General features: G+C 32.1%; 26 protein-coding genes, 2 tRNA genes and 1 other annotated feature. Of the genes, 27 read left to right on the top strand and 1 reads right to left on the bottom strand.

All coding sequences use genetic code 11. From position 1 onward, the window contains the following. Positions 1-54: 54 nt before the first annotated feature. The 11 genes from CC89_RS12550 (at position 55) to disA (ending at position 11,809) form a co-directional block, all read left to right on the top strand. Complete coding sequence (locus CC89_RS12550; protein WP_035292630.1) at positions 55-1,017, top strand: ABC transporter permease; 963 nt, start codon at positions 55-57, stop codon at positions 1,015-1,017. Positions 1,018-1,029: 12 nt separating this feature from the next. After that, positions 1,030-1,914, top strand: a complete 885-nt coding sequence (gene opp4C / locus CC89_RS12545; RefSeq protein WP_286161350.1) for an oligopeptide ABC transporter permease — start codon at positions 1,030-1,032, stop codon at positions 1,912-1,914. An 11-nt stretch (positions 1,915-1,925) separates the two neighbouring features. After that, positions 1,926-2,909, top strand: a complete 984-nt coding sequence (locus tag CC89_RS12540; RefSeq protein WP_035292626.1) for an ABC transporter ATP-binding protein — start codon at positions 1,926-1,928, stop codon at positions 2,907-2,909. Then, a complete protein-coding gene (locus CC89_RS12535; protein WP_035292624.1) occupies positions 2,910-3,884 on the top strand; it encodes an ABC transporter ATP-binding protein in 975 nt (324 codons plus the stop codon). Between the two features lie 13 nt (positions 3,885-3,897). Further along, positions 3,898-4,074: a hypothetical protein gene (locus CC89_RS20595; RefSeq protein WP_180963972.1), complete on the top strand. Its 177-nt coding sequence runs from the start codon at positions 3,898-3,900 to the stop codon at positions 4,072-4,074. 223 nt (positions 4,075-4,297) lie between these two features. Then, positions 4,298-4,756, top strand: coding sequence for a CtsR family transcriptional regulator (locus CC89_RS12530; protein ID WP_035292621.1), 459 nt, complete (start codon positions 4,298-4,300; stop codon positions 4,754-4,756). Between the two features lie 89 nt (positions 4,757-4,845). Then, positions 4,846-5,379: a UvrB/UvrC motif-containing protein gene (locus CC89_RS12525; RefSeq protein ID WP_035292618.1), complete on the top strand. Its 534-nt coding sequence runs from the start codon at positions 4,846-4,848 to the stop codon at positions 5,377-5,379. An 11-nt stretch (positions 5,380-5,390) separates the two neighbouring features. Further along, positions 5,391-6,407: a protein arginine kinase gene (locus CC89_RS12520; protein ID WP_035292616.1), complete on the top strand. Its 1,017-nt coding sequence runs from the start codon at positions 5,391-5,393 to the stop codon at positions 6,405-6,407. An 18-nt stretch (positions 6,408-6,425) separates the two neighbouring features. Beyond that, positions 6,426-8,858, top strand: coding sequence for an ATP-dependent Clp protease ATP-binding subunit (locus tag CC89_RS12515; protein WP_035292614.1), 2,433 nt, complete (start codon positions 6,426-6,428; stop codon positions 8,856-8,858). Positions 8,859-9,370: 512 nt separating this feature from the next. Next, positions 9,371-10,729, top strand: a complete 1,359-nt coding sequence (gene radA, locus CC89_RS12510; RefSeq protein ID WP_035292612.1) for a DNA repair protein RadA — start codon at positions 9,371-9,373, stop codon at positions 10,727-10,729. A 15-nt stretch (positions 10,730-10,744) separates the two neighbouring features. Further along, a complete protein-coding gene (disA, locus tag CC89_RS12505) occupies positions 10,745-11,809 on the top strand; it encodes a DNA integrity scanning diadenylate cyclase DisA (protein ID WP_035292611.1) in 1,065 nt (354 codons plus the stop codon). Between the two features lie 31 nt (positions 11,810-11,840). Here disA and CC89_RS12500 read toward each other — a convergent pair whose 3' ends face one another. Next, positions 11,841-12,239, bottom strand: a complete 399-nt coding sequence (locus CC89_RS12500; RefSeq protein ID WP_035292608.1) for a nucleoside triphosphate pyrophosphohydrolase family protein — start codon at positions 12,237-12,239, stop codon at positions 11,841-11,843. A 289-nt stretch (positions 12,240-12,528) separates the two neighbouring features. On the opposite strand from CC89_RS12500, the gene CC89_RS12495 reads away from it, so the two are divergent. The 16 genes from CC89_RS12495 to rplK all read left to right on the top strand — a co-directional run bounded on the left by CC89_RS12495 (position 12,529) and on the right by rplK (position 24,483). After that, the gene (locus CC89_RS12495; protein ID WP_035292607.1) at positions 12,529-13,620 is read left to right on the top strand and encodes a PIN/TRAM domain-containing protein; all 1,092 of its coding nucleotides are present in this window, start codon (positions 12,529-12,531) and stop codon (positions 13,618-13,620) included. Positions 13,621-13,648: 28 nt separating this feature from the next. After that, on the top strand, positions 13,649-14,335 hold the full coding sequence (ispD, locus tag CC89_RS12490) for a 2-C-methyl-D-erythritol 4-phosphate cytidylyltransferase (protein WP_035292604.1): 687 nt from the start codon (positions 13,649-13,651) through the stop codon (positions 14,333-14,335). Positions 14,336-14,376: 41 nt separating this feature from the next. Continuing rightward, positions 14,377-14,550, top strand: a binding site (T-box leader). A gap of 74 nt (positions 14,551-14,624) precedes the next feature. Beyond that, a complete protein-coding gene (locus tag CC89_RS12485) occupies positions 14,625-16,328 on the top strand; it encodes a proline--tRNA ligase (RefSeq protein WP_035292602.1) in 1,704 nt (567 codons plus the stop codon). A gap of 108 nt (positions 16,329-16,436) precedes the next feature. Next, a complete protein-coding gene (gene cysS, locus CC89_RS12480; protein ID WP_035292600.1) occupies positions 16,437-17,834 on the top strand; it encodes a cysteine--tRNA ligase in 1,398 nt (465 codons plus the stop codon). 112 nt (positions 17,835-17,946) lie between these two features. Next, entirely contained in the window at positions 17,947-18,360 is a 414-nt protein-coding gene (locus tag CC89_RS12475) for a Mini-ribonuclease 3 (protein ID WP_035292598.1), read from the top strand. A 42-nt stretch (positions 18,361-18,402) separates the two neighbouring features. After that, positions 18,403-19,155, top strand: coding sequence for an FAD-dependent thymidylate synthase (thyX, locus tag CC89_RS12470; protein ID WP_035292595.1), 753 nt, complete (start codon positions 18,403-18,405; stop codon positions 19,153-19,155). A 36-nt stretch (positions 19,156-19,191) separates the two neighbouring features. Beyond that, entirely contained in the window at positions 19,192-19,953 is a 762-nt protein-coding gene (gene rlmB, locus CC89_RS12465) for a 23S rRNA (guanosine(2251)-2'-O)-methyltransferase RlmB (RefSeq protein WP_035292593.1), read from the top strand. Further along, positions 19,950-20,459, top strand: a complete 510-nt coding sequence (locus CC89_RS12460) for an NYN domain-containing protein (RefSeq protein WP_035292589.1) — start codon at positions 19,950-19,952, stop codon at positions 20,457-20,459. Before rlmB ends, CC89_RS12460 begins: the two co-directional genes overlap by 4 nt. A 74-nt stretch (positions 20,460-20,533) precedes the next feature. Next, complete coding sequence (gene sigH / locus CC89_RS12455; protein ID WP_051931753.1) at positions 20,534-21,175, top strand: RNA polymerase sporulation sigma factor SigH; 642 nt, start codon at positions 20,534-20,536, stop codon at positions 21,173-21,175. A gap of 70 nt (positions 21,176-21,245) precedes the next feature. Next, positions 21,246-21,318: transfer RNA gene (locus tag CC89_RS12450), tRNA-Gly, on the top strand. A gap of 13 nt (positions 21,319-21,331) precedes the next feature. After that, positions 21,332-21,407: transfer RNA gene (locus CC89_RS12445), tRNA-Thr, on the top strand. A gap of 60 nt (positions 21,408-21,467) precedes the next feature. Further along, positions 21,468-22,661, top strand: coding sequence for an elongation factor Tu (tuf, locus tag CC89_RS12440; protein ID WP_035292552.1), 1,194 nt, complete (start codon positions 21,468-21,470; stop codon positions 22,659-22,661). 355 nt (positions 22,662-23,016) lie between these two features. Then, positions 23,017-23,166 carry a 50S ribosomal protein L33 gene (gene rpmG, locus CC89_RS12435; protein WP_035292587.1) on the top strand — a complete coding sequence of 50 codons (150 nt, stop codon included), beginning with the start codon at positions 23,017-23,019 and terminating at the stop codon, positions 23,164-23,166. Positions 23,167-23,192: 26 nt separating this feature from the next. Further along, positions 23,193-23,423, top strand: coding sequence for a preprotein translocase subunit SecE (gene secE, locus CC89_RS12430; RefSeq protein WP_035292584.1), 231 nt, complete (start codon positions 23,193-23,195; stop codon positions 23,421-23,423). 42 nt (positions 23,424-23,465) lie between these two features. Further along, a complete protein-coding gene (gene nusG / locus CC89_RS12425; protein ID WP_035292582.1) occupies positions 23,466-23,987 on the top strand; it encodes a transcription termination/antitermination protein NusG in 522 nt (173 codons plus the stop codon). 70 nt (positions 23,988-24,057) lie between these two features. Then, positions 24,058-24,483: a 50S ribosomal protein L11 gene (rplK, locus tag CC89_RS12420; RefSeq protein ID WP_035292579.1), complete on the top strand. Its 426-nt coding sequence runs from the start codon at positions 24,058-24,060 to the stop codon at positions 24,481-24,483. Positions 24,484-24,502: the final 19 nt, after the last annotated feature.

Here is a 24,502-nt window from a genome sequence, read left to right as displayed (position 1 = left end):
TATGTGCCTAGTATAGGTTACTAGGCACATATGAATAGAGATAGGGGGTATAAAATGAAAAATTATGTTTTGAGGAGAGTTCTTCAGATGATACCTATTCTTTTGGGGGCTTCTTTGCTTATATTTTTACTTATTCATCTAGCGCCTGGGGATCCATTAACAGGTAAAATAGACCCTCGAATGAGTTTGAAGGCAAAGCAAGAATTAAGAAGACAGGAGGGCTTAGATAAGCCAACTATAGTACAATATGGAGTTTGGTTTAAAAAAGCACTTAAGGGTGATTGGGGAAAATCTTTTTATTATAAACAGCCAGTGGGGAAAGTAATGAATACATATATATGGAATTCATTTAAACTTTCTATAGTATCATTTATTCTTGCAATAATCATTTCTATTCCTATAGGAGTGGCCTCCGCTACTAAGCAGTATTCAGGCTTTGACTATTTTTTTACTATATTTGCCTTGTTTGGTATATCAATGCCTTCATTTTTCTTTGGTGAATTATTAATGAAGTGGTTAGCAGTGGACACACATATTTTTCCGGTAGCGGGTATGTTTACCGCTGGGAGCAATGCGGTGGGAATGGCAAAATTTTTAGATGGAATGAGGCATATGGCGTTACCTCTTATAGTTTTAACTCTGGGAAGCTTGGCTGGTCTTATGAGATATACTAGATCAAGTATGTTGGAGGTTATAAGACAAGATTATATAAGAACAGCTAGGTCAAAAGGCCTTAAAGAAAAAGTTGTAATATATAGACATGCACTTAGAAATGCTATGATACCTGTTATTACATTACTTGGATTTTGGCTTCCAGGTTTATTCAGTGGAGCAATAGTAACTGAATCAATATTTGGGTGGCCAGGTATAGGACCGGTGGAATTAAATGCAGTAAGTGGAAGAGACTATCCGTTATTAATGGGTATAAATATGCTGCTAGCGTTACTAGTTCTATTAGGAAATCTATTGGCGGATATAATTTATGCAGCAGTAGATCCAAGAATAAGGTATAAATAGGAGGTGAAAAAGTTGAAAGAAAATGAAATAGTAAGTCCTTTTAAAATAGTTATGAGAAGGTTGAGAAAAAATAAATTAGCTATGGTAGGCATGTTTATACTTATATTCATGATATTATTCTCTTTTGTTGGACCATTATTTTCTTCTTATGGCTCAGATACTATGAGTTTAATTGATAAGTATAAAGCACCAACAAGTGCACATATTTTGGGAACAGATGAAGTGGGAAGAGATGTTTTGACCAGACTTATGTATGGGGGAAGAGTTTCTTTATTGGTAGGAATATTGGCAGTTATAATTGAGGTTGCCATTGGAAGTATAATGGGAGCTATTGCGGGGTATTACGGTGGAAAAGTAGATGCAGTAATTATGAGAATAGTGGATATGTTTATGTGTTTACCAGGTCTTCCTATACTTATAATGCTTGCTGCAGTTATGTCTGATTTGAAAATAAAACCTGAAAATAGAATGTATGTGATTATGTTTATAATAGGTTTTCTAGGGTGGCCTTCACTTTGTCGTATAGTAAGGGGACAAATACTTTCTCTGAGAGAGCAGGAATTCATGCAGGCGGCAGAATGTTTAGGATTAAGTGATAAAAGAAAGATGTTTGTGCATTTATTACCTAATACTTTTGCATCTATAATAGTTTCTGCAACATTAGGAATAGGAGGAGCTATACTTACAGAGTCTACTTTAAGTTTTCTAGGACTAGGAGTAACCCCGCCTACACCTTCTTGGGGACAAATGGTTCAAAAAGTGAATGATATGTTTACCTTAAAAAATAGAATGTGGGTTTGGGCGCCACCAGGTTTGTGCATATTTTTAACAGTTATGGCTATAAATTTATTTGGTGATGGCTTGAGAGATGCACTAGATCCTAAACTAAAGGTATAGGGGGTGTGGATGTGGATAATACTGACTTAGTAGAAATAAAAAATTTAAAAACATATTTTAAAACAGAAGATGGAATTGTGAAAGCAGTGGATGACGTAAGTTTTAAAATTAAAAAAGGAGAAACTTTGGGATTGGTAGGTGAATCTGGATGCGGAAAAAGTGTTGCGGCTATGTCTCTTATGAGACTTATACCTAATCCTCCAGGAAAAATTATGGGCGGAGAAATGTATTTTGAAGATAAAAATATTTTAGAGTTAAATGATGAAGATATGAGGAATATAAGGGGAAATGATATTGCTGTAATTTTTCAAGAACCTATGACTTCTTTAAATCCTGTACTCACTATAGGATATCAAATAAGTGAGACTATAATACTTCACCAAAAATTAGATAAGGAAAAGGCTAAAAAGAGATCTATTGAAATGCTGAAATTAGTAGGAATACCTAGAGCAGAAGAGGTGTTTCAGTGCTATCCTCATGAATTAAGTGGAGGAATGAGGCAAAGAGCGATGATAGCTATGGCTCTTTCTTGTAATCCTAAACTTTTAATTGCAGATGAACCAACTACTGCATTGGATGTTACTATTCAAGCTCAGATTTTAGAATTAATGAAGGATTTAAAAGATAAAATAGGAGCATCTATAATGCTCATAACTCATGATTTAGGTGTTATTGCTGAAATGGCAGATTATGTTGTAGTTATGTATGCTGGAAAAGTAGTGGAAAAAGCGCCAGTAGTAGAATTATTTAAGAATCCTAAGCATCCTTATACCATAGGACTTTTAAACTCAAAACCTGCATTAAATAAAGAACAGGATAAACTTTATTCTATTCCAGGTCAAGTGCCTAATCCTATAGGTATGCCTGAGTATTGTTATTTTTATGAGAGATGTAATAAAACTTGTGAGGATTGTAAAAAAGGAATACCTTCTTTAATAGATAAAGGGAATAGACATGAAGTAGCTTGTTGGCTTTATGAAAAGGAGGTGGAGTAAGTGGAAGAAAGAAATGATACATTGATAAAGGTTGAAAACTTAAAAAAGTATTTCCCTATAAGTGGGGGCTTTTTTCAAAGAACTGTAGGATATGTAAAAGCTGTAGATGATGTTAGTTTTAGTATAAATAAAGGTGAAACTTTAGGTTTGGTAGGAGAGTCAGGCTGTGGTAAATCTACTATAGGTAGAACCATATTGAGACTGTGGGATAAAACAGATGGAAAGGTACATTTTAAGGATGTGGATGTATATAAATGCAATAAACATCAATTGAGAAAGTTAAGACTTAAGATGCAACTTATATTCCAAGATCCATATAGTTCATTAAATCCTAGATTAACTGTTGGTGAGATAGTTGGAGAAGCTTTAACAGATCACGGAATATGTTCTAAAGGAGAGGTTAGTGATAGAGTAGGTGAAACTCTAAAAGTTTGTGGACTTGCTCCATACCATACAAAACGATATCCTCATGAATTTTCTGGGGGACAAAGGCAGAGAATAGGTATAGCTAGAGCGCTTATTTTAAATCCAGATTTTATAGTAGCAGATGAACCAGTTTCCGCATTAGACGTGTCAATACAGGCACAAATTATAAATTTAATGCAAGAACTTCAAGAAACTCTGGGGTTTTCATATTTATTTATTTCTCATGATTTAAGTGTAGTTAAGCATATATCTCATAGAGTGGGAGTTATGTATTTGGGAGCTTTAGTAGAAATGGCTACAAAAGAGGAGTTATACAAAAATCCATTACATCCATATACTAAGGCTTTATTATCAGCAGTTCCAATACCAGATCCTACTTTGAGAAGAGATAGAATAATATTAAAGGGAGATATACCAAGTCCTGCAAATCCACCTTCAGGGTGTAAGTTTCATACTAGATGTCCCTATGCTATTAAAAGATGTTCAGAAGAAATGCCAGAATATAGAGAAGTTGACAAAGAGCATTTTGTGGCTTGTCACTTAGTATAAGAGGAGAGATAAAATGGGAGATATGAAAAATGAACTGTACAAAGAAGAAAAAGTATGTGAAAAGCTTCAATTTAAAGATTTATTGGCACTTACAATTGCAGGTATAGAGGTGATTTTGCCCTTTGTACTTATATTAGTGGGTTGTTTAACTTTAGTATTAATAATAATGACTAAGTTTTGGATAAAATAGTTATTTTGATAAGTTCTAAGTTTCAGTTTGAGTAAGAAACTCTATTTGAAATTTAGAACTTTATTTATGTTAGAAAATGTGAATAATATTGAGAATAATAGAGAAAAACTAATGTATATACATATATATGAAATAGAATATTTCAGAGATGTATTGCATAAAAGATGTAAAAATAATATGATGAAATTAAGGTCAAAGAAAGATAAAGTCAGGAGAGATAAAAATGGCAAGATTATCCGACATTATAGAGGAATTTATAAAAGACATGATGAAAGAAAATCAAGAGGAAGAACTAGAAATAGTAAGAAATGAACTGGCCAATTACTTTAGTTGTGCACCTTCTCAAATAAATTATGTTTTAACTACAAGATTTACTAACGATAAAGGTTATTATATAGAAAGTAAAAGGGGTGGAGGAGGATGTATTAGAATTAGAAGAATTCAAGTTCAAAATTATAAACCTCTGTTTAGTATTATAAATGAAAAAATTGGAAATAATATTACTTATGATACTGGGGTGAAAATAATTGAAGGGTTATATGAAGCTAGATATATAAGTGAAAAAGAAAGTAATATAATGAAGGCTGCCATAAATGAAAGAGCGCTATCAAATAATACTCAAGATAGAAATACTTTAAGGGCAGATATATTAAAGTCTATGATTACAGTTATACTATTGTAGTTTGTATTTTTGTAAGGAGCAAAGTCTAATTTTAGGGCTAATAAGCTACAATTATACTTAATGTAGCTTAAAGTTTGGAGGGATAAGAAGTGTTATGTAGTGTATGTAACAAGAAAGAAGCAACAGTGCATATTTCAAGGATAATAAATGGGCATAAGGAAGAACTATATTTATGTGAGGAATGTGCTAAAAATACAGAGGGATTAAATATAAACTTAGAAATAGAACCAGAATTCAATTTAGCATCTCCTTTCACTTTTCAAAGCATATTAAGCGGAATAATGGACTATATGAACAAAAATGGTAGTAATAGTTTGGAACAGCCAAGGGAATCTAGATGCGAACATTGTGGTACTACCTATAGTGAATTCAAAGAAAAAGGCTTGCTTGGATGTAGCTATTGTTATAAGAATTTTGGGAGTACATTAAATTCAGTAATAAGAAGAGTTCAAGGGAATGTTGAGCATATAGGAAAAATACCTAAAACAGCTGGTAAGGACATATTGAAAAAGAAAGCAATTTTAGATTTAAAAGAAAAACTACAAAAGGTAATAGCTGCAGAAGAATATGAGAAGGCTGCTGAATTGCGAGATCGAATAAGAGAAATAGAGAAAGAAATTTAGGGAGTGGTTATATGGAAAACTGGATTAAAGCTAACAATAAAACAGATGATATTGTTTTAAGTAGCAGAATAAGACTAGCTAGAAATTTAGAAGGAATTCCATTTCCGGATAAGTTAGAAACATCTAATGCAAAAGATGTGGTAAACAAAATAGAAGAGAATTTTTATAGCATATATGGAGAGAAAGAATATAAAACTATATATCTATGGAATGGTGACAGAGTAACCAACAGTGTATACTTAGAAAAACATTTAATAAGCCCCAAACTTTTAAATAATGAGCATAAGGGAGCCTTTATAGTATCTAATGATGAAACAGTAAGCATTATGGTAAACGAAGAGGATCATTTAAGGATACAATGTATAACTGGAGGATTGAACCTTAAAGAAGCTTATGAAACAGCTAATATATTAGATAATAAATTAGAGGAAAATATGGAATTTGCTTTTGATGAAAAATTGGGATATTTAACAGCATGTCCTACAAATCTAGGAACTGGTTTAAGAGCTTCTGTCATGATACATTTACCTGCATTGGTTATGAAAAATGAAATTGAACAGGTGTTTGCAGCTATTTCCCATTTAGGGATGACTATAAGAGGATTGTATGGAGAAGGATCTAGATCAGAGGGAAATTTATTTCAAGTGTCTAATCAGATAACATTAGGAGCAAGTGAACAAGAAATAATAACCAATTTAATTGCAGTAGTGAAGCAAATAGTAAACCAAGAAAATTTAGCTAGAGAAAAGTTATTTAAAAAATATAATTATGAAATTCAGGATAAAATATATAGAGCTCTAGGAATATTACGTTCTGCAGTAATTCTAGAAAATAGCGAATGTTTAAAACTTTTATCATATGTAAGAATGGGAGTAGAAACAGGAATAATAAAGGATATAGAAAAAAATACTCTTAATGATTTATTAATATCCTTACAGCCAGCTAGTTTGCAGAAAAATTCCCAAGTGGTTTTGTCTAAAAAAGAGAGGGATATACAGAGGGCCATTTTGGTAAAATCTAAGTTATAGTGTCAAGGAGTGATTAATATGATGTTTGGTAGGTTTTCAGAACGTTCCCAAAGAGTTTTTATGTATGCACAAGAAGAGGCGAAAAATTTTAGACATGGATATGTGGGGACAGAACACATACTTTTGGGTATATTAAGAGAAGAAGGTGTTGCTAGAAAGTGCCTTAATGATCAAGGGGTTACAGTGGAAAATGTCAGGACATTGGTTAATAGATATGAAGGACAGGGAGATATGGATTTTGTTCAAAATGAAATTCCATTAACTCCAAGAACAAAGAGGCTTTTAGAAATAAGTTTAATGGAAGCTAGAAATTTAAGTCATAATTATATAAGCCCAGAACATATGCTCATTGCATTAATAAAAGAAGGGGAAGGCGTAGCCTTTACCATCCTTGTAAATTTAAATGTGGATTTTAATAAACTTATAAATGAAATAGTACAAAAATTATCTGGCGAACAGGTATCTCCAAATAGTACCACATCTCAAAACGTAGGACAAAGCACCCCTACTTTGGATCAATATGGAAGAGATTTAACTAATATGGCAAGAGAGGGCGAACTAGATCCAGTAATAGGAAGAGATAAGGAAACGGAAAGAGTTCTAGAAATTCTATGCAGAAGAACTAAGAATAATCCTTGTTTAATTGGAGATCCTGGAGTTGGTAAGACGGCTATAGCGGAAGGTTTAGCACAAAGAATTGTTCAGGGGAATATGCCTGAAATTTTAAAAGATAAAAGAGTAGTTACTTTAGATTTATCATCCCTCATAGCGGGCTCTAAGTATAGAGGTGAATTTGAGGAAAGATTAAAAAATGTAATGATTGAGATAAGAAATTCAAAGAATGTTATATTATTTATAGATGAGATTCATACTATAATAGGTGCAGGAGGAGCAGAAGGGGCCATAGATGCATCTAATATATTAAAACCAGCCCTAGCAAGAGGTGAAATTCAGTGTATAGGCGCTACAACCATAGATGAGTATAGAAAGCATATAGAAAAAGATGCAGCTCTTGAAAGAAGATTTCAACCAGTAATGGTAGGAGAACCTACTAAAGAGGAAACTATACTTATATTAAGAGGATTAAGAGATAAATATGAGGCACATCATAGAGTAAAAATAACAGATGATGCCATAGAATCGGCGGTAAAATTATCGGATAGGTACATTACAGATAGATATTTGCCAGATAAAGCTATAGATTTAATTGACGAAGCAGGAGCAAAGGTTAGAATACAAAATTTAACTGCACCGCCAGATTTAAAAACCATGGAAGAAAAGCTTGAAAAAATATGTAAAGAAAAATCAGATGCTATAAATGTTCAAAATTTTGAAAAAGCGGCAAGTTTAAGAGATGAAGAAAAAAATTTAAGAGATGAATTAGAAAATCTAAAAAGAAACTGGAAAACTAAAAGTGAGGTTGGCGAAGGAATAGTTTCTTCAAAACAAATTGCTGCAGTGGTGGCTAAGTGGACTAATGTGCCAGTGGAAAAACTTACGGAAACAGAATCGGATAGGCTACTTAAATTGGAGAATATACTTCATAAAAGAGTTATTGGACAGGAGGAAGCAGTAAGGTCCGTAGCCAGAGCCGTAAGAAGAGCAAGGGTTGGACTTAAAGATCCAAAAAGGCCAATAGGCTCCTTTATATTCTTAGGCCCTACAGGAGTGGGAAAAACAGAATTATCTAAGGCATTGGCAGAGGCTATGTTTGGAGATGAAAAAAATATTATAAGGATAGATATGTCTGAGTACATGGAAAAGCATGCAGTGTCTAGACTTATAGGATCTCCTCCAGGATATGTAGGTTATGAAGAGGGAGGGCAATTAACAGATAAGGTTAGAAGACATCCATATTCAGTGGTGTTATTTGATGAAATAGAGAAAGCACATCCTGATGTATTTAATATAATGCTTCAGATACTAGAGGATGGCAGGCTTACAGATGGTAAAGGAAAAACTGTGGACTTTAGAAATACTATAATTATAATGACATCAAATGCAGGAGCATCTACTATTAAAAAACAGAAGTCTTTGGGATTTAGTGTGATAGAAGATGAAAGAGAAACAGAGTACGAAAATATGAAAGAAAACATTATGCAGGAATTAAAAAGAACTTTTAGGCCGGAATTTTTGAATAGAATAGACGACATAATTGTATTCCATCAGCTTGAGCAAATACATTTAAGGAAAATAGTTGGGTTAATGCTTAATGAAGTTTCTAAAAGACTTAGTGAGCAAAATATAAAGATATACTTTGATGAAAATGCTGAAAATATACTTGCTAAAAAAGGGTTTGATTCTACTTATGGAGCAAGACCTTTAAGAAGGGAAATAACTAAAGTAGTAGAGGATAAGTTATCAGAAGAAATGTTGAAAGGAAATATTTTAAAAGGTGATAGTGTAAATGTTACTGAAAATCATGGTGAACTAGTATTTATGAAAAAATAAAATACTAAAAAGGGTTGGCTAATGCCAATCCTTTTTTATGAAAGTTTTGTGAATTAATGATGAATTAATAAAGAAATTTATATATTATTAATAGAATTAATGATATTATTAATAATAAGCTATAAGCAAAATTTTTAGTTTCAGGTGCAGTTTTATTGTAAATGAAACTTAGAAATTAGTATGTTCCAGTTGTAGTTACTATTGTATTTTACATTGCTATAATGTGCATCAATTGTGTAGATGACTATAAAACAAAAAAATAAAAGCTTAGTTTATAATAAAACGTGGAAATAATATAAAAAACTATGTTTAATATGTTAAAAACATGTAAATAATAATGGATATAGTTTATATTAAATTAATAATAAAATTGTAGAAATTGTAAAGCATTAGGTATATAATATATATTTAGGTAGTTATGCAGCCACGTTATTAAATGTGGTTTTTTTATTATAAGAAAACGATAAAGTTTTTTAACAAAATAGTATCCTTAAAGCTAGGTGGTGTATAAATTGGCAAAATTAAAAAACTATTTCCAATGTGAAAAATGTGGATATGAAAGTGCAAAGTGGTTAGGCAGATGTCCTGATTGTGGAGCATGGAACAGTTTTGTAGAGGAAGTAAAAGACACCTCCAGAACTGCTAATTTAGCTACTAAAGCTAATTCAAGTACACCTAAAAGCATAATTAGTATAAAATCTAGCGAATATGCAAGATATGATACAGGCATAAGAGAGCTTAATAGAGTATTAGGAGGAGGATTAGTTAAAGGATCTTTAGTACTTATTTCAGGGGATCCAGGTATAGGTAAATCAACACTTTTACTTCAAACAGCCAGCAATATTGGAGAAAAGTATGGGAAGGTTCTGTATGTATCTGGAGAGGAATCTGAAGAGCAAATAAAGATGAGGGGTGATAGACTGAAAACTACTTCTCCAAATTTATATGTGGTATCAGAAACGGATATAGAATCAATTAAGAGTCATATAGAAAATATAGACCCTTCCTTTGTTATAATAGATTCCATTCAAACTCTTTATAATACTGAAATTAGTTCTGCTCCAGGCAGCGTTTCACAAGTAAGAGCATGTTCTAATGAACTTATGAGAACTGCTAAAGGTAAAAATATACCCTTTTTTATAGTAGCTCATGTAACCAAACAGGGAGAATTAGCAGGCCCTAGGGTATTAGAACATATGGTAGATACGGTTTTGTATTTTGAAGGAGAAAGAACTCAAGAATTTAGAATACTACGTACTATGAAAAATCGTTTTGGAACCACTAGTGAAATAGGAGTTTTTGAAATGAGAGATGTAGGCCTAAAGGAAATATATAATCCATCCGAAGTATTTCTTGAGGAAACAAATTTCAATCAAGAAGGTTCAGCAGTTATAGGGATAATGGAGGGTACTAGGCCGCTTTTAGTAGAAATTCAAGCACTTGTGAGTGAAACTAAGGCTCCTATGCCGAGAAGAACAGCTGTAGGAATTGAAAATTCTAGATTAAGCTTAATTCTTGCAGTGTTAGAAAAAAAGCTTAGAATACCTTTTTATAAATATGATGTATACATTAATGTAGTTGGAGGTCTAAATATAGATGGAACCTTTGGTGATTTAGGTTTAGCTCTAGCTTTGGTGTCAAGCGCTACAGGAAGACCTTTTAAGTTAGATAGAATGATAGTTGTGGGAGAAGTAGGACTTACCTCAGAGGTTAGACCAATTTCTCATTGTGAGAAACTTGTAAATGAAGGAAGCAAGATGGGATTTAAGAATATTGTTATACCTTACAGAAATTTGGAAAAGATAAGAAATGAGGAAATAAATATAATAGGAGTATCTTCTCTAAAAGAAGCTATAACTAAAGTTTTTTAGATAAGGGTGAGTAAAGTGAGACTTAAAAAAGATAAGGAACTAATGGAGATTTTAAAAATAATGGCCCCAGGAACGCAGCTTAGAGAAGGCTTAGAAAACATATTAAGAGCTAAAACTGGAGGACTTGTAGTATTAAGTGACAAAGAAGAAGTATTAAAATTGGTAGATGGAGGATTTAATATAAATTCAGAATATAGTCCTTCATACATATATGAATTAGCTAAAATGGATGGGGCAATAATAGTAAGCAGTGATCTTAAGAGAATATTAGTAGCTAATGCACAGCTTATACCGGAATCTTCTACACCTACTTTTGAAACAGGAACTAGGCATAGAACAGCACATAGAATAGCAAGGCAAACTGGTTCTATAGTAGTGGCTATTTCTCAAAGAAGAAACGTAATAACTATATATAAGGATGCTATAAAGTATGTACTTAGGGACAGTAGTGCTATACTTGCTAGAGCTAATCAAGCACTTCAGACTTTGGAGAAATATGTGTCTGTATTAGAGAGAGTAGTAAGCAACTTGAATTTATTGGAATTTCAGGATTTGGCTACTTTGTTTGATGTTATAACTGCTATTCAAAGAACTGAAATGGTAATGAGAATTGTTAGTGAAATAGAGATGTATATATGTGAACTAGGAAATGAAGGAAGACTTATATCTATGCAACTTAGTGAACTTATAAAGAATATAGAAGAAGATGGAATACTTCTTATAAGAGATTACTGTGAAAGTGACATGGACTACAATGAAATATATAAGCAAATTCAAAATATGTCATCTGAAGAACTAATAGACTTAGATGGTATCTCAAAATTGCTAGGATATACTGGGGTACCACTAGTAGATACATTAATATCACCTAGGGGATATAGGATGTTAAATAAGATTCCTAGACTTCCGGTTAATGTAATAGAAAATTTGGTTAGTAATTTTAAAGAGTTAAAATCTGTTATAGAGGCAAGCTATGAACAATTAGATAATGTAGAGGGTATAGGTGAAGCAAGGGCTAAAGCTATAAAAAATGGACTTAGAAGATTGAGAGAACAGTTTATGCTTGATAAACAGTTATAGCACAAAATTAAATTTGTGCTATAACATAGCATTATTTGAGGGAATATTTACCGAGAGTATTTATTCGATTATATTCTTTTAATAATACATCATAGAGGTTTAAATCAAGTACATCACAAAGTGAGGCAATGTAAAACAAGTTATTTCCGATTTCTTTTTCCAGCACATCTCTGCAGTTTTCGCACATTTTACCTTTTAAGTGTGTTTGTAAAAGGGATTGGAAATCATTAATGTTTTCATAAGAGTCAGGAATTTTTTGTTTTTCTACATTTATTTTTATGCAACCACAATTGGTGGCAGATTTAGCAATTGCTCTATTTATTCTAGACTGCGACTCTTGAAGTTTGGTCATTATATCTAAAATACTTTTATGCCTCAAAAGGGACTCAGATACAGAATTCTGGAAATCATCAAATATGACATCTTTCATAAAACTCAACTCCTTACAAAAAATTCAAAATTCATTATTAATGTAATTATAGTTTTATTCACACAATTTTGTCAATAATACTAATAGAGGATTTTGTATCTTGAAAAATTATTTTATTGTTAGTATATTTATATGATAAAATAAAAACGCTATAAAATATAGGGGGATTTGTAAAAGAAAAATATTAAAACATACATTGAAATAAAAAGTTAATTAATATATATTAGTTATATAAAAAGACAAAAAAACCAAAAGGTGTTTAATTACTTATATTCTAGGAGGTGAACAAGTGTTAAAAAAAATATTAAGAAGTTTATTTACAATCATTGGACTTGTATTGGGATTTATTTTGGGTAATGGACTACTTAAAACAGATTATATAGGTAAAGTTGAATATTTTAAAACTAGTCCAGTATTATCTATAGTTTTTATTGTGTTCTGTGTATTATTATTTGGATTCATTATGTTTTTAATTTCTCCTATAATTAACTCTGCTATTATGAAAATCATGGATTATATTGAAAACAATTTTCAAAGAGTTCCGGCTAATGATATTTTATTTGGAACTGTAGGAGCTATTCTTGGACTTATAATAGCAGTACTTATAACTTCAACTTTTTCTAACTTTGGAGCATTGGGTACTATATTGAGCATACTTATAGCTGTTATAATGGCTGCTTTGGGAGTGAATATTTCTATAAGAAAAAAGGAAGAGATAACTAATTTTTTCTCTAGTTTTAAAAAGATGAATACAGGAAAGGATAAAAAAAGTAAGAATACACATAAGGTTACTCCAAAGGTATTGGATACATCGGTTATTATTGATGGACGTATATTAGATATATGTCAAAGTGGATTTATAGAGGGGGCATTGGTTATACCTACTTTTGTCTTAGAAGAATTAAGGCATATAGCTGATTCTTCTGACTCTTTAAAAAGAAATAGGGGCAGAAGAGGTTTAGATATACTAAATAAGATACAAAAAGAATTAAAGATTGAGGTTCAAATATACGAAAAAGATTTTCCTGATATAGCAGAGGTAGATAGTAAATTATTAAAACTAGCTCAAGTATTAGATGGAAAGGTAATAACTAACGACTATAATTTAAACAAGGTAGCTCAATTTCAAGGAGTAGATGTATTAAATATAAATGAGCTAGCCAATGCAGTTAAACCTATGGTATTGCCAGGAGAAGAGATGCTAATACCAATAGTTAAAGATGGAAAAGAGTCAGGGCAGGGTATTGGATATTTAGATGATGGTACTATGATAGTGGTAGAAGGTGGAAGAAAGTACATGGGTGAAACAAAGTATGTAACAGTTACATCTGTTCTACAGACAGCTGCTGGAAGGATGATATTTGCTAAGCCAAAAGATTAATGGTTTAGGGGAATGAAAGGAATTTGATATGAGCAAGAACTGTGCAATTATTTTAGCTGCAGGTAAGGGAGTAAGGATGAGGGCTGGTGTGAACAAGCAATATATAGAATTAGGAGATAGACCAGTGATTTATTATACATTAAAAGCTTTTGAACACAGTGATATTATTGATGATATAATCATTGTTGCAGCTAAGGATGAAATAGAGTATTGTAGAAAAGAAGTAGTTGAAAAATACAAAATAGAAAAAGTTTCTAAAATAGTAGAGGGTGGCAAGGAAAGGCAAGATTCCGTAGTAAATGGGCTGGAAGAAATAGAAAAATGTGATATAGTACTGATACATGATGGTGCAAGACCTTTTGTTAATAAGCGAATTATAGAGGATGGCATAAAATATGCTAAAAAATACGGAGCTGCAGCCTGTGGAGTTCCACCCAAAGATACTATAAAAATAAGGTATCAGGACGGATTTTCTAAGGAGACTTTAAAAAGAAATGAGCTGTTTTGTGTTCAAACACCACAAACTTTTCAATATAAACTAATATTAAATTGCCATAGAAAGTTAAATAAAGATAATGTAAGAGTTACTGATGATACTATGGTAGTAGAGAGGTATGGAAATAAAGTATATCTTTATGAAGGTGACTATAATAATATAAAGATAACTACTCCAGAGGATTTAATAATATGCAGGGGATTATTAGATAACTATTGACATAAATTAAAACTATAAGTATATTAATAAGTAAAATAAAATATTAAGCTATGATGAAGACTAGTAGAAACGTATATACAGAGAGAAAATCCTAGGCTGAAAGATTTTTAATTGTTTTGAACCTACTTTGGAGCTGTAGATAAAAACTACCGGTGTAAGCCGTTATTTAATTAAGTACAAATTTAGGTGGTACCGCGAAAAAACTCGCCCTAATAGCAGGGGGAGTTTTTGTTTTATATAAAATTACAAATCAAACACATTATATGCAAGATGAATAGGAGGAAAAATTATGAAAATGTCAAATATGCTTATAAATACTTTAAGAGAAGTGCCAAAGGAAGCAGAACTTCCAAGTCATCAACTAATGCTAAGAGCTGGAATGATGAAAAAGATGGCATCAGGTATATATAATTTTATGCCATTAGGACTTAGAGTATTAAAGAAAATAGAAAACATAGTTAGAGAAGAAATGGATAATGCAGGGGCACAAGAATTTTTAGCATCAGCTATTATTCCAGCAGAACTTTGGAAGGAATCCGGAAGATGGGAAGTTATGGGTCCAGAAATGTTTAAGCTTAAAGATAGAAATGAAAGAGAATTTTGTTTAGGACCTACTCATGAAGAGGTATTTACAGATATAGCTAGGAATGAAATAAATACATATAAACAGCTTCCATTAAATCTTTATCAAATTCAAACTAAATATAGGGATGAAAGAAGACCAAGATTTGGAGTTATGCGTTCTAGAGAATTTGTGATGAAGGATGCTTATAGTTTTGATAAAAATTATGAAGAGTTAGATGTGGCATATAATAAAATGCATACGGCATATGAAAATATATTTGAAAGATGTGGACTTGAATATAGCTGCGTAGAAGCGGATTCAGGGGCTATGGGAGGAGCAGGTTCAGCAGAATTTATGGTTAAGTCAGAGTTTGGAGAAGATGAAATAGTATTTTGCTCTTGCTGTGATTATGCAGCTAATATGGAAAAAGCACCTTCTACTCCAGAAATAAGTGAGAAAGAGGATATGAAGGAATTAAATAAAATAGCTACACCAGATGTTAGAACTATTGATGATTTAGTTAGCTTCTTTAAAACTAATTCTAAAAAATTTGCTAAAACTATAATATATGAAGCTGATGGAAAAGTAGTGGCAGTTATGGTAAGAGGGGATAGAGAAGTAAATGAAGTTAAGGTTAAGAATGCTATAGGTGGAGCAGTAGAATTTGATATGGCTAGTGAGATAATTGTAAGAAAGGCTACAAATGCAGAAGTTGGGTTTGCAGGCCCTATAGACTTAAAATGTGATGTGCTTTTAGTGGATGAAGAAGTTAAGAATATGTATAATTTTATAGTTGGCGGAAATGAAACTGGATATCACTATGAGAATGTAAACTACGGTAGGGACTTCAAAGGAGAAGTTGGAGATTTTAGAAATGTTATAGAGGGAGATAAATGTCCAAGATGCGGGGCATCACTTACTATAGCAAGGGGTATAGAGGTTGGACACATATTTAAATTAGGAACAAAATATTCAGAATCTATGGGAGCTACATTTATTGATGAAGATGGAGAAGCTAAGCCATTGGTTATGGGATGCTATGGTATAGGAATAAACAGAACTATGGCTGCTGTAATTGAACAAAATAATGATGAAAATGGTATAATGTGGCCTTTGAGTGTAGCCCCATATAGTGTAGTTGTTATACCAGCAGTTCACAAAGATGAAGAACAAATGAGAATTGCAGAGGACATATATAATAAAATAAAAGCAGAGGGTATAGAAGTTATATTAGACGATAGAAAAGAAAGAGCTGGAGTTAAGTTTAAAGATGCAGATTTAATAGGAATTCCAGTTAGAATAACTGTGGGAAAGAAAATAAAAGATGGGCAAGTGGAATTTAAGTTAAGAAAGAATGATGATCTTGAGGTTATAAAAATTGAAGAGGTTCTATTCAAAGTAAAAGAAACGTTAAAAAATAAATTCTAGAATGATGTCTTTTTAGTGTAATTATATATTAGAAAAACAAGCGTATATGCTATATAATATAAGTTATATGGTATATACGCATTTGCTAAAAAAAAGGAGGGCATTAGTATGAAGATTTTTAATTCCATGACTAAAAAAAAGGAAGAATTTATACCAGTAAAACCGGGAGAGGTAAGGATGTATGTTTGTGGTCCTACGGTATATGATTTTTTTCATATAGGAAATGCTAGAACCTTTGTTATATTTGATACTATAAGAAAATATTTAGAATACAGAGGATATAAGGTGAAATTTGTACAAAATTTTACTGATATAGATGACAAAATGATAAGAAGAGCCAATGAAGAAAATGTAACAGTAAAGAGTTTAGGAGATAAATTTATAGAGGAATATTATAAAGATGCAGATGGATTAAATATAGAAAGAGCTACTGTTAATCCTAGAGCCACTGAGTATATAAATCAAATAGTGAATTTTGTTAAGGAACTAGTAGATAAAGGGTATGCTTATGAAGTGAATGGAGATGTTTACTTCCATACTAAAAAATTTGATGAATATGGAAAGCTTTCAGGACAAAACTTAGATGATTTACAAGCTGGAGCTAGAATAAATGTAGATGAGAGAAAAAAAGATCCTATGGATTTTGTTATATGGAAAAGTCAAAAGCCAGGAGAGCCTGCTTGGGAAAGTCCTTGGGGTATGGGAAGACCTGGTTGGCATATAGAGTGTTCCTGCATGTCATATGATTTATTGGGAGAAACTATAGATATACATGGTGGCGGCATGGATTTAATATTCCCTCACCATGAGAATGAAATAGCCCAAAGTGAAGCAAGGACAGGAAAAAAATTTGTTAAGTATTGGATGCATGCTGCTTATTTAAATATAGATAATAAAAAGATGTCTAAATCTCTAAAGAACTTTTTTACTACTAGGGATATATTACAGCAATATGATGTTGATGTAATAAGATTCTTTATGTTATCAGCTCATTATAGAAATCAGCTTAATTTTAGCACGGAGCTATTGGACTCAGCAAAATCTTCTGTTGAAAGAATATATAATACTGTAAGTAACTTAGAAAATTTATTAGAAGAAGTTAAAATTGAAAATATTTTACCAGAGGAAAAGAAATTTGAAGATACATTAAAGGGTCTTAAAAATAGATATATTGAAAAAATGGATGATGATTTTAATACAGCTGATGGAATAACGGTAATATTTGATTTGGTTAAAGAAATTAATTTAAATGTTAGCGTAAATTCATCAAAGGAATTGGTGAAAAAATCTTTGGATTTAATTAGAGAATTAGGGGCACCTTTGGGGATACTTCAAAAGAGCACAAAAACTAAATTGGAAAATGAGATTGAAAAACTTATAGAAGATAGACAGAAAGCTCGAAAAGAAAAAAATTGGGCATTAGCAGATGAAATAAGGGATAATTTAAGCAAAAGAGGAATTGTGTTAGAAGATACTCCACAAGGAGTGAGATGGCATTTAAAATAAAGAAGTAAATATAGATAGAACATAAATTGTGATTAACAAATAGCAAACAGGTGTAGGTTGCTCATAAGAAAATAAATAGTCATATTGTAAAATGACGACTTAGGAGATAAAAATGGAAATTGATATATTGAATAATGAATTAAGTGAAAATGACATTAGAGCTTTGAATCCATTAGTTTTGGCATTTATAGGAGATGCAGTATATGAGGTTTTTGTAAGAACATATTTAGTTGAAAAAAACAAGGATATGTCTGCACATAAGCTTCATGTGAAAACTATATCTTTTGTAAAAGCTAATGCTCAGAGTAATATAATGAAACAAATAATGGACAGTGTTACAGAAGAAGAAATGGCTATTTTTAAAAGAGGAAGAAACTCGAAATCAGCTACAGTGCCTAAAAATGCAGATGTACAGGATTATAGAATGGCTACTGGATTTGAAGCATTAATAGGTTATTTGTACCTTATGAAAAGAAAAAGTAGATTGAATGAAATGATGAATTTTATATTTAAACATTCAAATTAATTTAATAAAATTAATTAAATATTGTGTAAAGGAGAATTTTATATGGCTTTAAAGGTTAAATTAATAGAGTATACGCCTAATCCCGAAGGTGTAATAGCTTCAGCGGCCAAGCTTTGTTATAGCCCAGTGGGTATAGACGAAATACAGGAAAACTTAACAAAAGAAAACACAGAAAAATTTTTAAATATGCTAGTTTCATATGGACACTATTCACCAATAGAACATGTTTCTTTTACTTTTGCGGCAGAGGGGGTTTCTAGAAGCTTAACTCATCAGTTGGTGAGACATAGGATTGCATCCTTTTCACAGCAAAGTCAAAGATATGTGAGATTAGAACAATTTCAATATATTATACCTGAGGCTATAGAACAGGACCCAGAGGCAAAGAAAATTTTTATAGAAACTATGGAAGAATGCCAGAAGTCTTATGATAGTATTGCAGATAAACTAAAAGATAAATATATAAAACAGGGTATGAAGCCTTTAGTTGCAGAAAAAAAAGCAATAGAAGATGCTAGATATGTATTTCCTAATGCATGTGAAACTAAGATAGTATTCACTATGAATGCTAGAAGTCTTATGAATTTTTTTAATCATAGATGCTGTAATAGGGCACAATGGGAAATAAGAGCTTTGGCTAATGAAATGTTAAAGCAAGTGAAAGAAGTTGCACCAGTACTATTTAAATATGCGGGACCAAGTTGTTTAAAAAGTACTTGTCCAGAAGGAAAGATGACTTGTGGAGAAATTGAAAAAATGAGAGAGAAGTATTTACTAGATAATAAAGGAATATAAAGATATACAACATGAAAAAATTGAAGGAGTGTATATATGGAAAGTAGAAATAATGCGCCTATAAGGGAGGAATTGATTGAGGGAAGAAATCCTGTGATGGAAGCTGTAAAAGGCGGAAGAACCATAGAATATATAATGGTTTCAAGGGGAGAAAAAACAGGAAGTATAAGAGAACTTATAAGGATTGCTAGAGATAGAAAAATAGTAATAAAAGAAGTAGATAAGAAGAAATTAGATAGTATATGTCAAACGGGAGCTCATCAAGGGGTCATTGCAGTAGTTACTCCATATGAGTATTGTGATTTAAAAGATATATTAGACTATGCAAAAGAAAAAGAAGAAAGTCCTTTTATAATTATTTTAGATGAAATAGAGGATCCCCACAATTTTGGTTCAATTATAAGAACAGCAGAGGTTTGTGGAGTACATGGAATAATAATACCTAAAAGAAGAAATGTAGGAGTAACTCCAACGGTATATAAATCTTCCGCAGGTGCTATTGAACACGTGAAAATTGCTAAAGTAACTAATGTAAACAATGCAATTGATGAACTTAAAGAACAGGGAGTTTGGGTTTATGGAGCTGACATGTCAGGAAAGGATTACTGTTTTAATGTAAACTTCTCCGGTGCAGTGGCATTAGTTATAGGAAGTGAAGGTCATGGAGTTTCAAAACTAACTAAAGAAAAATGTGATATATTAGTAAAAATACCTATGGCAGGACAAATAAATTCATTGAATGCATCAGTAGCTGGTGGGATAATAATGTATGAGATATTAAAACAAAGGATAAAATGAGGTACGTTTATATAGATGGCTATAATGTAATAAATAGCTGGCCAGAGCTTAGGAAAACTAAAGATCATAGCCTGGAAGGGGCAAGAAATCAATTAATAGATACAGTACAAGAATATGCTGTTTATAAAGGCTATAAGGTTTTTGTAGTTTTCGATGCTCATATGGTAGTAGGCAGTATTGAAAAAAGAGAAAAAATAGGTAATGTCATAGTTGTTTTTACTAAAGAAGGAGAAACAGCAGATAGTTTTATTGAAAAAAGTGTAAATAATATAGGGAGAAAAAAAGACGTTTTAGTAGTTACTTCTGATTCGTTAGAACAACAATTAGCATTTCAAAGGGGTGCTACAAGAATGTCTTCTATAGAATTTAGGTGTGAGATAAATAATATAAGAACAAAAATTAACATAACGACTCAAAAGGAGTATTCAATAAACAGAACTTGGTTAGAAGATGTAGTTGATAAGGAAACATTGGAAAAACTTGAAAAAATCCGCAGAAATAATTGAATTTACTTGACTATAGAAAAAGGCTTAATGTATAATGGTGAGTGTGGTGTATATTTGGCTTGGAGGGGATTTGGGTGAATAAAATACCAGAGGTTGAAGGAGCTAATTTTCCATTTGAAAATAGGTTAGACGAAGAGATTGTTATGGAAGCAAAGCAAGGGGATAGTGTTGCTCAAGAATATTTAATAAATAAATATAAAAATTTTGTTAAAGCTAAATCTAAATCATATTTTCTAATTGGTGCAGATAAGGAAGATATTTATCAAGAGGGAATGATTGGATTATATAAAGCTATTAGAGATTTTAAACCAGATAAGCTTTCTTCTTTTAAAGCTTTTGCAGAACTATGCGTAACCAGGCAAATAATTACAGCTATTAAGACAGCCACAAGACAAAAACATATACCTTTAAATACATATATATCTTTAAATAAGCCAATATATGATGAAGAATCTGACAGGACATTATTAGATATATTATCTGGAATAAAAGTTACAGATCCTGAGGAATTAGTTATAAGCAAAGAAGAAGTTAACCATATTGAAACAGAAATAGGTCAAATACTTTCAGACCTTGAGATGGAAGTCTTGATGTCCTATTTAGATGGAAAATCTTATCAAGAAATAGCTTGTGATTTAGATAGGCATGCTAAGTCTATAGATAATGCTCTTCAAAGGGTTAAAAGAAAATTAGAAAAATGTCTTAGTAAAAGGTAAAATTAAATATTGACAAAGAAAATTTCCAATAGTAAAATTAATAATTGGTATAAATAATATTTTAAAACTAGCGGGAGTAGCTCAGTTGGTAGAGCACTAGCTTCCCAAGCTAGTGGCCGCGGGTTCGAACCCCGTTTCCCGCTCTTAATATAAATTGCCCATATAGCTCAGTAGGTAGAGTGCTACCTTGGTAAGGTAGAGGTCACCGGTTCAATCCCGGTTATGGGCTCCAGGTTACAAAACTATACAACACACCAGGGCAAGTTTATTTATAAGGTAAGGAGGAAGAACAATGGCAAAGTCAAAATTTGAAAGAAGTAAACCACACGTAAATATAGGAACAATAGGTCACGTAGACCACGGTAAGACAACATTAACAGCAGCAATAACAACAGTATTATCAAAGACAGGAAAAGCAGAAGCAACAAAATATGACGAAATAGACAAGGCACCAGAAGAAAAAGAAAGAGGAATCACAATCAATACATCACACGTAGAATATGAAACAGACAACAGACACTATGCACACGTAGACTGCCCAGGCCATGCTGACTATGTAAAGAACATGATAACAGGAGCAGCACAAATGGATGGAGCAATACTAGTAGTAAGTGCAGCAGATGGTCCAATGCCACAAACAAGAGAACATATACTACTAGCATCAAGAGTTGGAGTTAACCACATAGTAGTATTCTTAAACAAAGCAGATATGGTAGATGATCCAGAATTATTAGAATTAGTAGAAATGGAAGTAAGAGAATTACTAAGCGAGTATGGATTTGACGGAGACGGATGTCCAGTAATAACAGGATCAGCATTAGAAGCATTACAAAACCCAGATGATGAAGGAAAAACAGCATGCATCTATGAATTAATGGCATCAGTAGATGAATATATACCAACACCAGAAAGAGCAACAGACAAAGAGTTCTTAATGCCAGTAGAAGATGTATTCACAATAACAGGAAGAGGAACAGTTGCAACAGGAAGAGTAGAAAGAGGAGTACTACACGTAGGAGACGAAGTAGAAATTGTTGGACTAAGTGAAGAAAAGAGAAAAGTAGTAGTAACAGGAGTAGAAATGTTCAGAAAGTTACTAGATGAAGCAATGGCTGGAGATAACATCGGAGCATTATTAAGAGGTATCCAAAGAGCAGACATCGAAAGAGGTCAAGTATTAGCAAAACCAAATACAGTACACCCACACAAGAAATTCGTAGGTCAAGTGTACGTATTAAAGAAAGAAGAAGGTGGAAGACATACACCATTCTTTAACGGATACAGACCACAATTCTACTTCAGAACAACAGATGTAACAGGTTCAATAGCATTACCAGAAGGAGTAGAAATGGTTATGCCAGGAGACCACATCGACATGAATGTTGAGTTAATAACTCAAGTAGCTATGGAAGAAGGACTAAGATTTGCTATAAGAGAAGGCGGAAGAACTGTAGGTTCAGGAGTCGTTACTACTATAGTTGAATAATATTAAAGAGTCAACATTAGGACTAGGTTTCTAGACCTAGTCCTTTATAATGATATAATTATTGTATTTGGTATAAAATTATCAAATTTAGTTAATATATTATAAAGTTGCTAAAAATGCAAATACTTTAAGATGCAACTTATGTTGACATGAAGGCTAAGTTGTGATAAATTAACTAAGTACCTTAATTTTATAGTAAAATACGCTTATGTATGCTAGAAATAATATATTTTTAAAATACATTATTTAAAAGTATTGTGTTAACTCTAATGCTTGATATAATATGTTATTGTTTTTACAACTAAGATTAAGCGTTTTACGTTTAGCTATATACGTAAATCGGGAGGTGGAAATAATGAGAGTTAAAGTAACTTTAGCTTGCACAGAGTGCAAACAAAGAAATTATAATACAATGAAAAACAAGAAAAACAACCCTGACAGAGTTGAAATGCAAAAATACTGTAAATTCTGCCATAAGCATACACTTCATAAAGAAACAAAATAGTGTAGTGCAAAAAGGATGTGAAATTAATGGCTAGTAATGTAGAAATGAAAGATAAGTCTCATATAACCGATAGAGGTATAATAGGCTTTTTCAAAGGTTTAAAAGCTGAATTTAGAAGATTTACTTGGCCAACAAAAGAAGACATTAAAAAGTCAACTATAGCAGTAATAGTATTTTGTGCTATATTTGTAGCAATTACAGGCTTAATGGATAAAGGTTTTGCCAGCCTCTTTAATTTGGTATTTTTAAATAAGTAAAAAAAAGGAGGTAGGGGTTAGGTTACACCGAACCCTTGAATTATGCCGGAAGAAGCTAAATGGTATGTAGTTCATACATATTCAGGATATGAAAATAAAGTAAAAGTAAATTTGGAAAAAACAATAGAAAATAGAAATCTACAGAGTTTAATACTTGATATACAAGTTCCTATGGAGGAACAAGTTGAAGAAAAAGATGGAAAGAAAAAGATTACTTTGAAGAAAATATTCCCAGGATATGTATTGATTAAAATGATAATGAATGATGAATCTTGGTATGTTGTAAGAAATACTAGAGGAGTTACAGGGTTTGTAGGCCCAGGATCAAAGCCAGTGCCTCTTACTGAAGAAGAAATAAGAACAATGGGAATAAAGGATAAGCCGGTGGATATCGACTTAGAAATTGGCGAAAGCGTAAAAGTTGTATCAGGACCACTGGAGGAATTTGTAGCTTCAATTCAAGAAATAAACATAGAAAAAGGTACAGTAAAAGGATTAGTTAATATGTTTGGCAGGGAAATACTTGCTGAACTTGAATTTAATCAAATAAAAAAAATTGATTAACACTTACAGATGAAGTTGAATAAGTGGGAGGATTTTATCCGTATCACCACATTATAGGAGGTGTCAATTCATGGCTAAAAAAGTAATGGGATTAATAAAACTTCAACTTCCTGCAGGTAAGGCGAGCCCAGCACCACCAGTTGGACCAGCACTAGGACAACACGGTGTTAATATAATGGGATTCTGTAAAGAATTTAACGCTAAAACTGCAAATCAAGCAGGAATGATAATACCAGTTGTTATAACTGTATATCAAGACAGATCTTTCAGTTTTATTCTTAAAACTCCACCAGCAGCAGTATTATTAAAGAAAGCTGCAGGAGTAGAGAGTGGTTCTGGAGAGCCTAACAAAAAGAAAGTTGCTAAAGTAACTAAGGCTCAAGTAAGAGAAATTGCTGAAGTTAAAATGCCAGACTTAAATGCAGGATCAGTTGAAGCAGCTATGAGAATGGTTGAAGGTACTGCAAGAAGTATGGGCATAACAATAGAAGAGTAATTTGATTATTTTTCTAATT

Source organism: Clostridium sp. KNHs214, assembly GCF_000744935.1.
Taxonomy (GTDB): Bacteria; Bacillota; Clostridia; order Clostridiales; family Clostridiaceae; genus Haloimpatiens.
The sequence above is the reverse complement of the archived record's forward strand: the minus strand, read 5'-3'. Positions and strand labels throughout refer to the sequence as shown.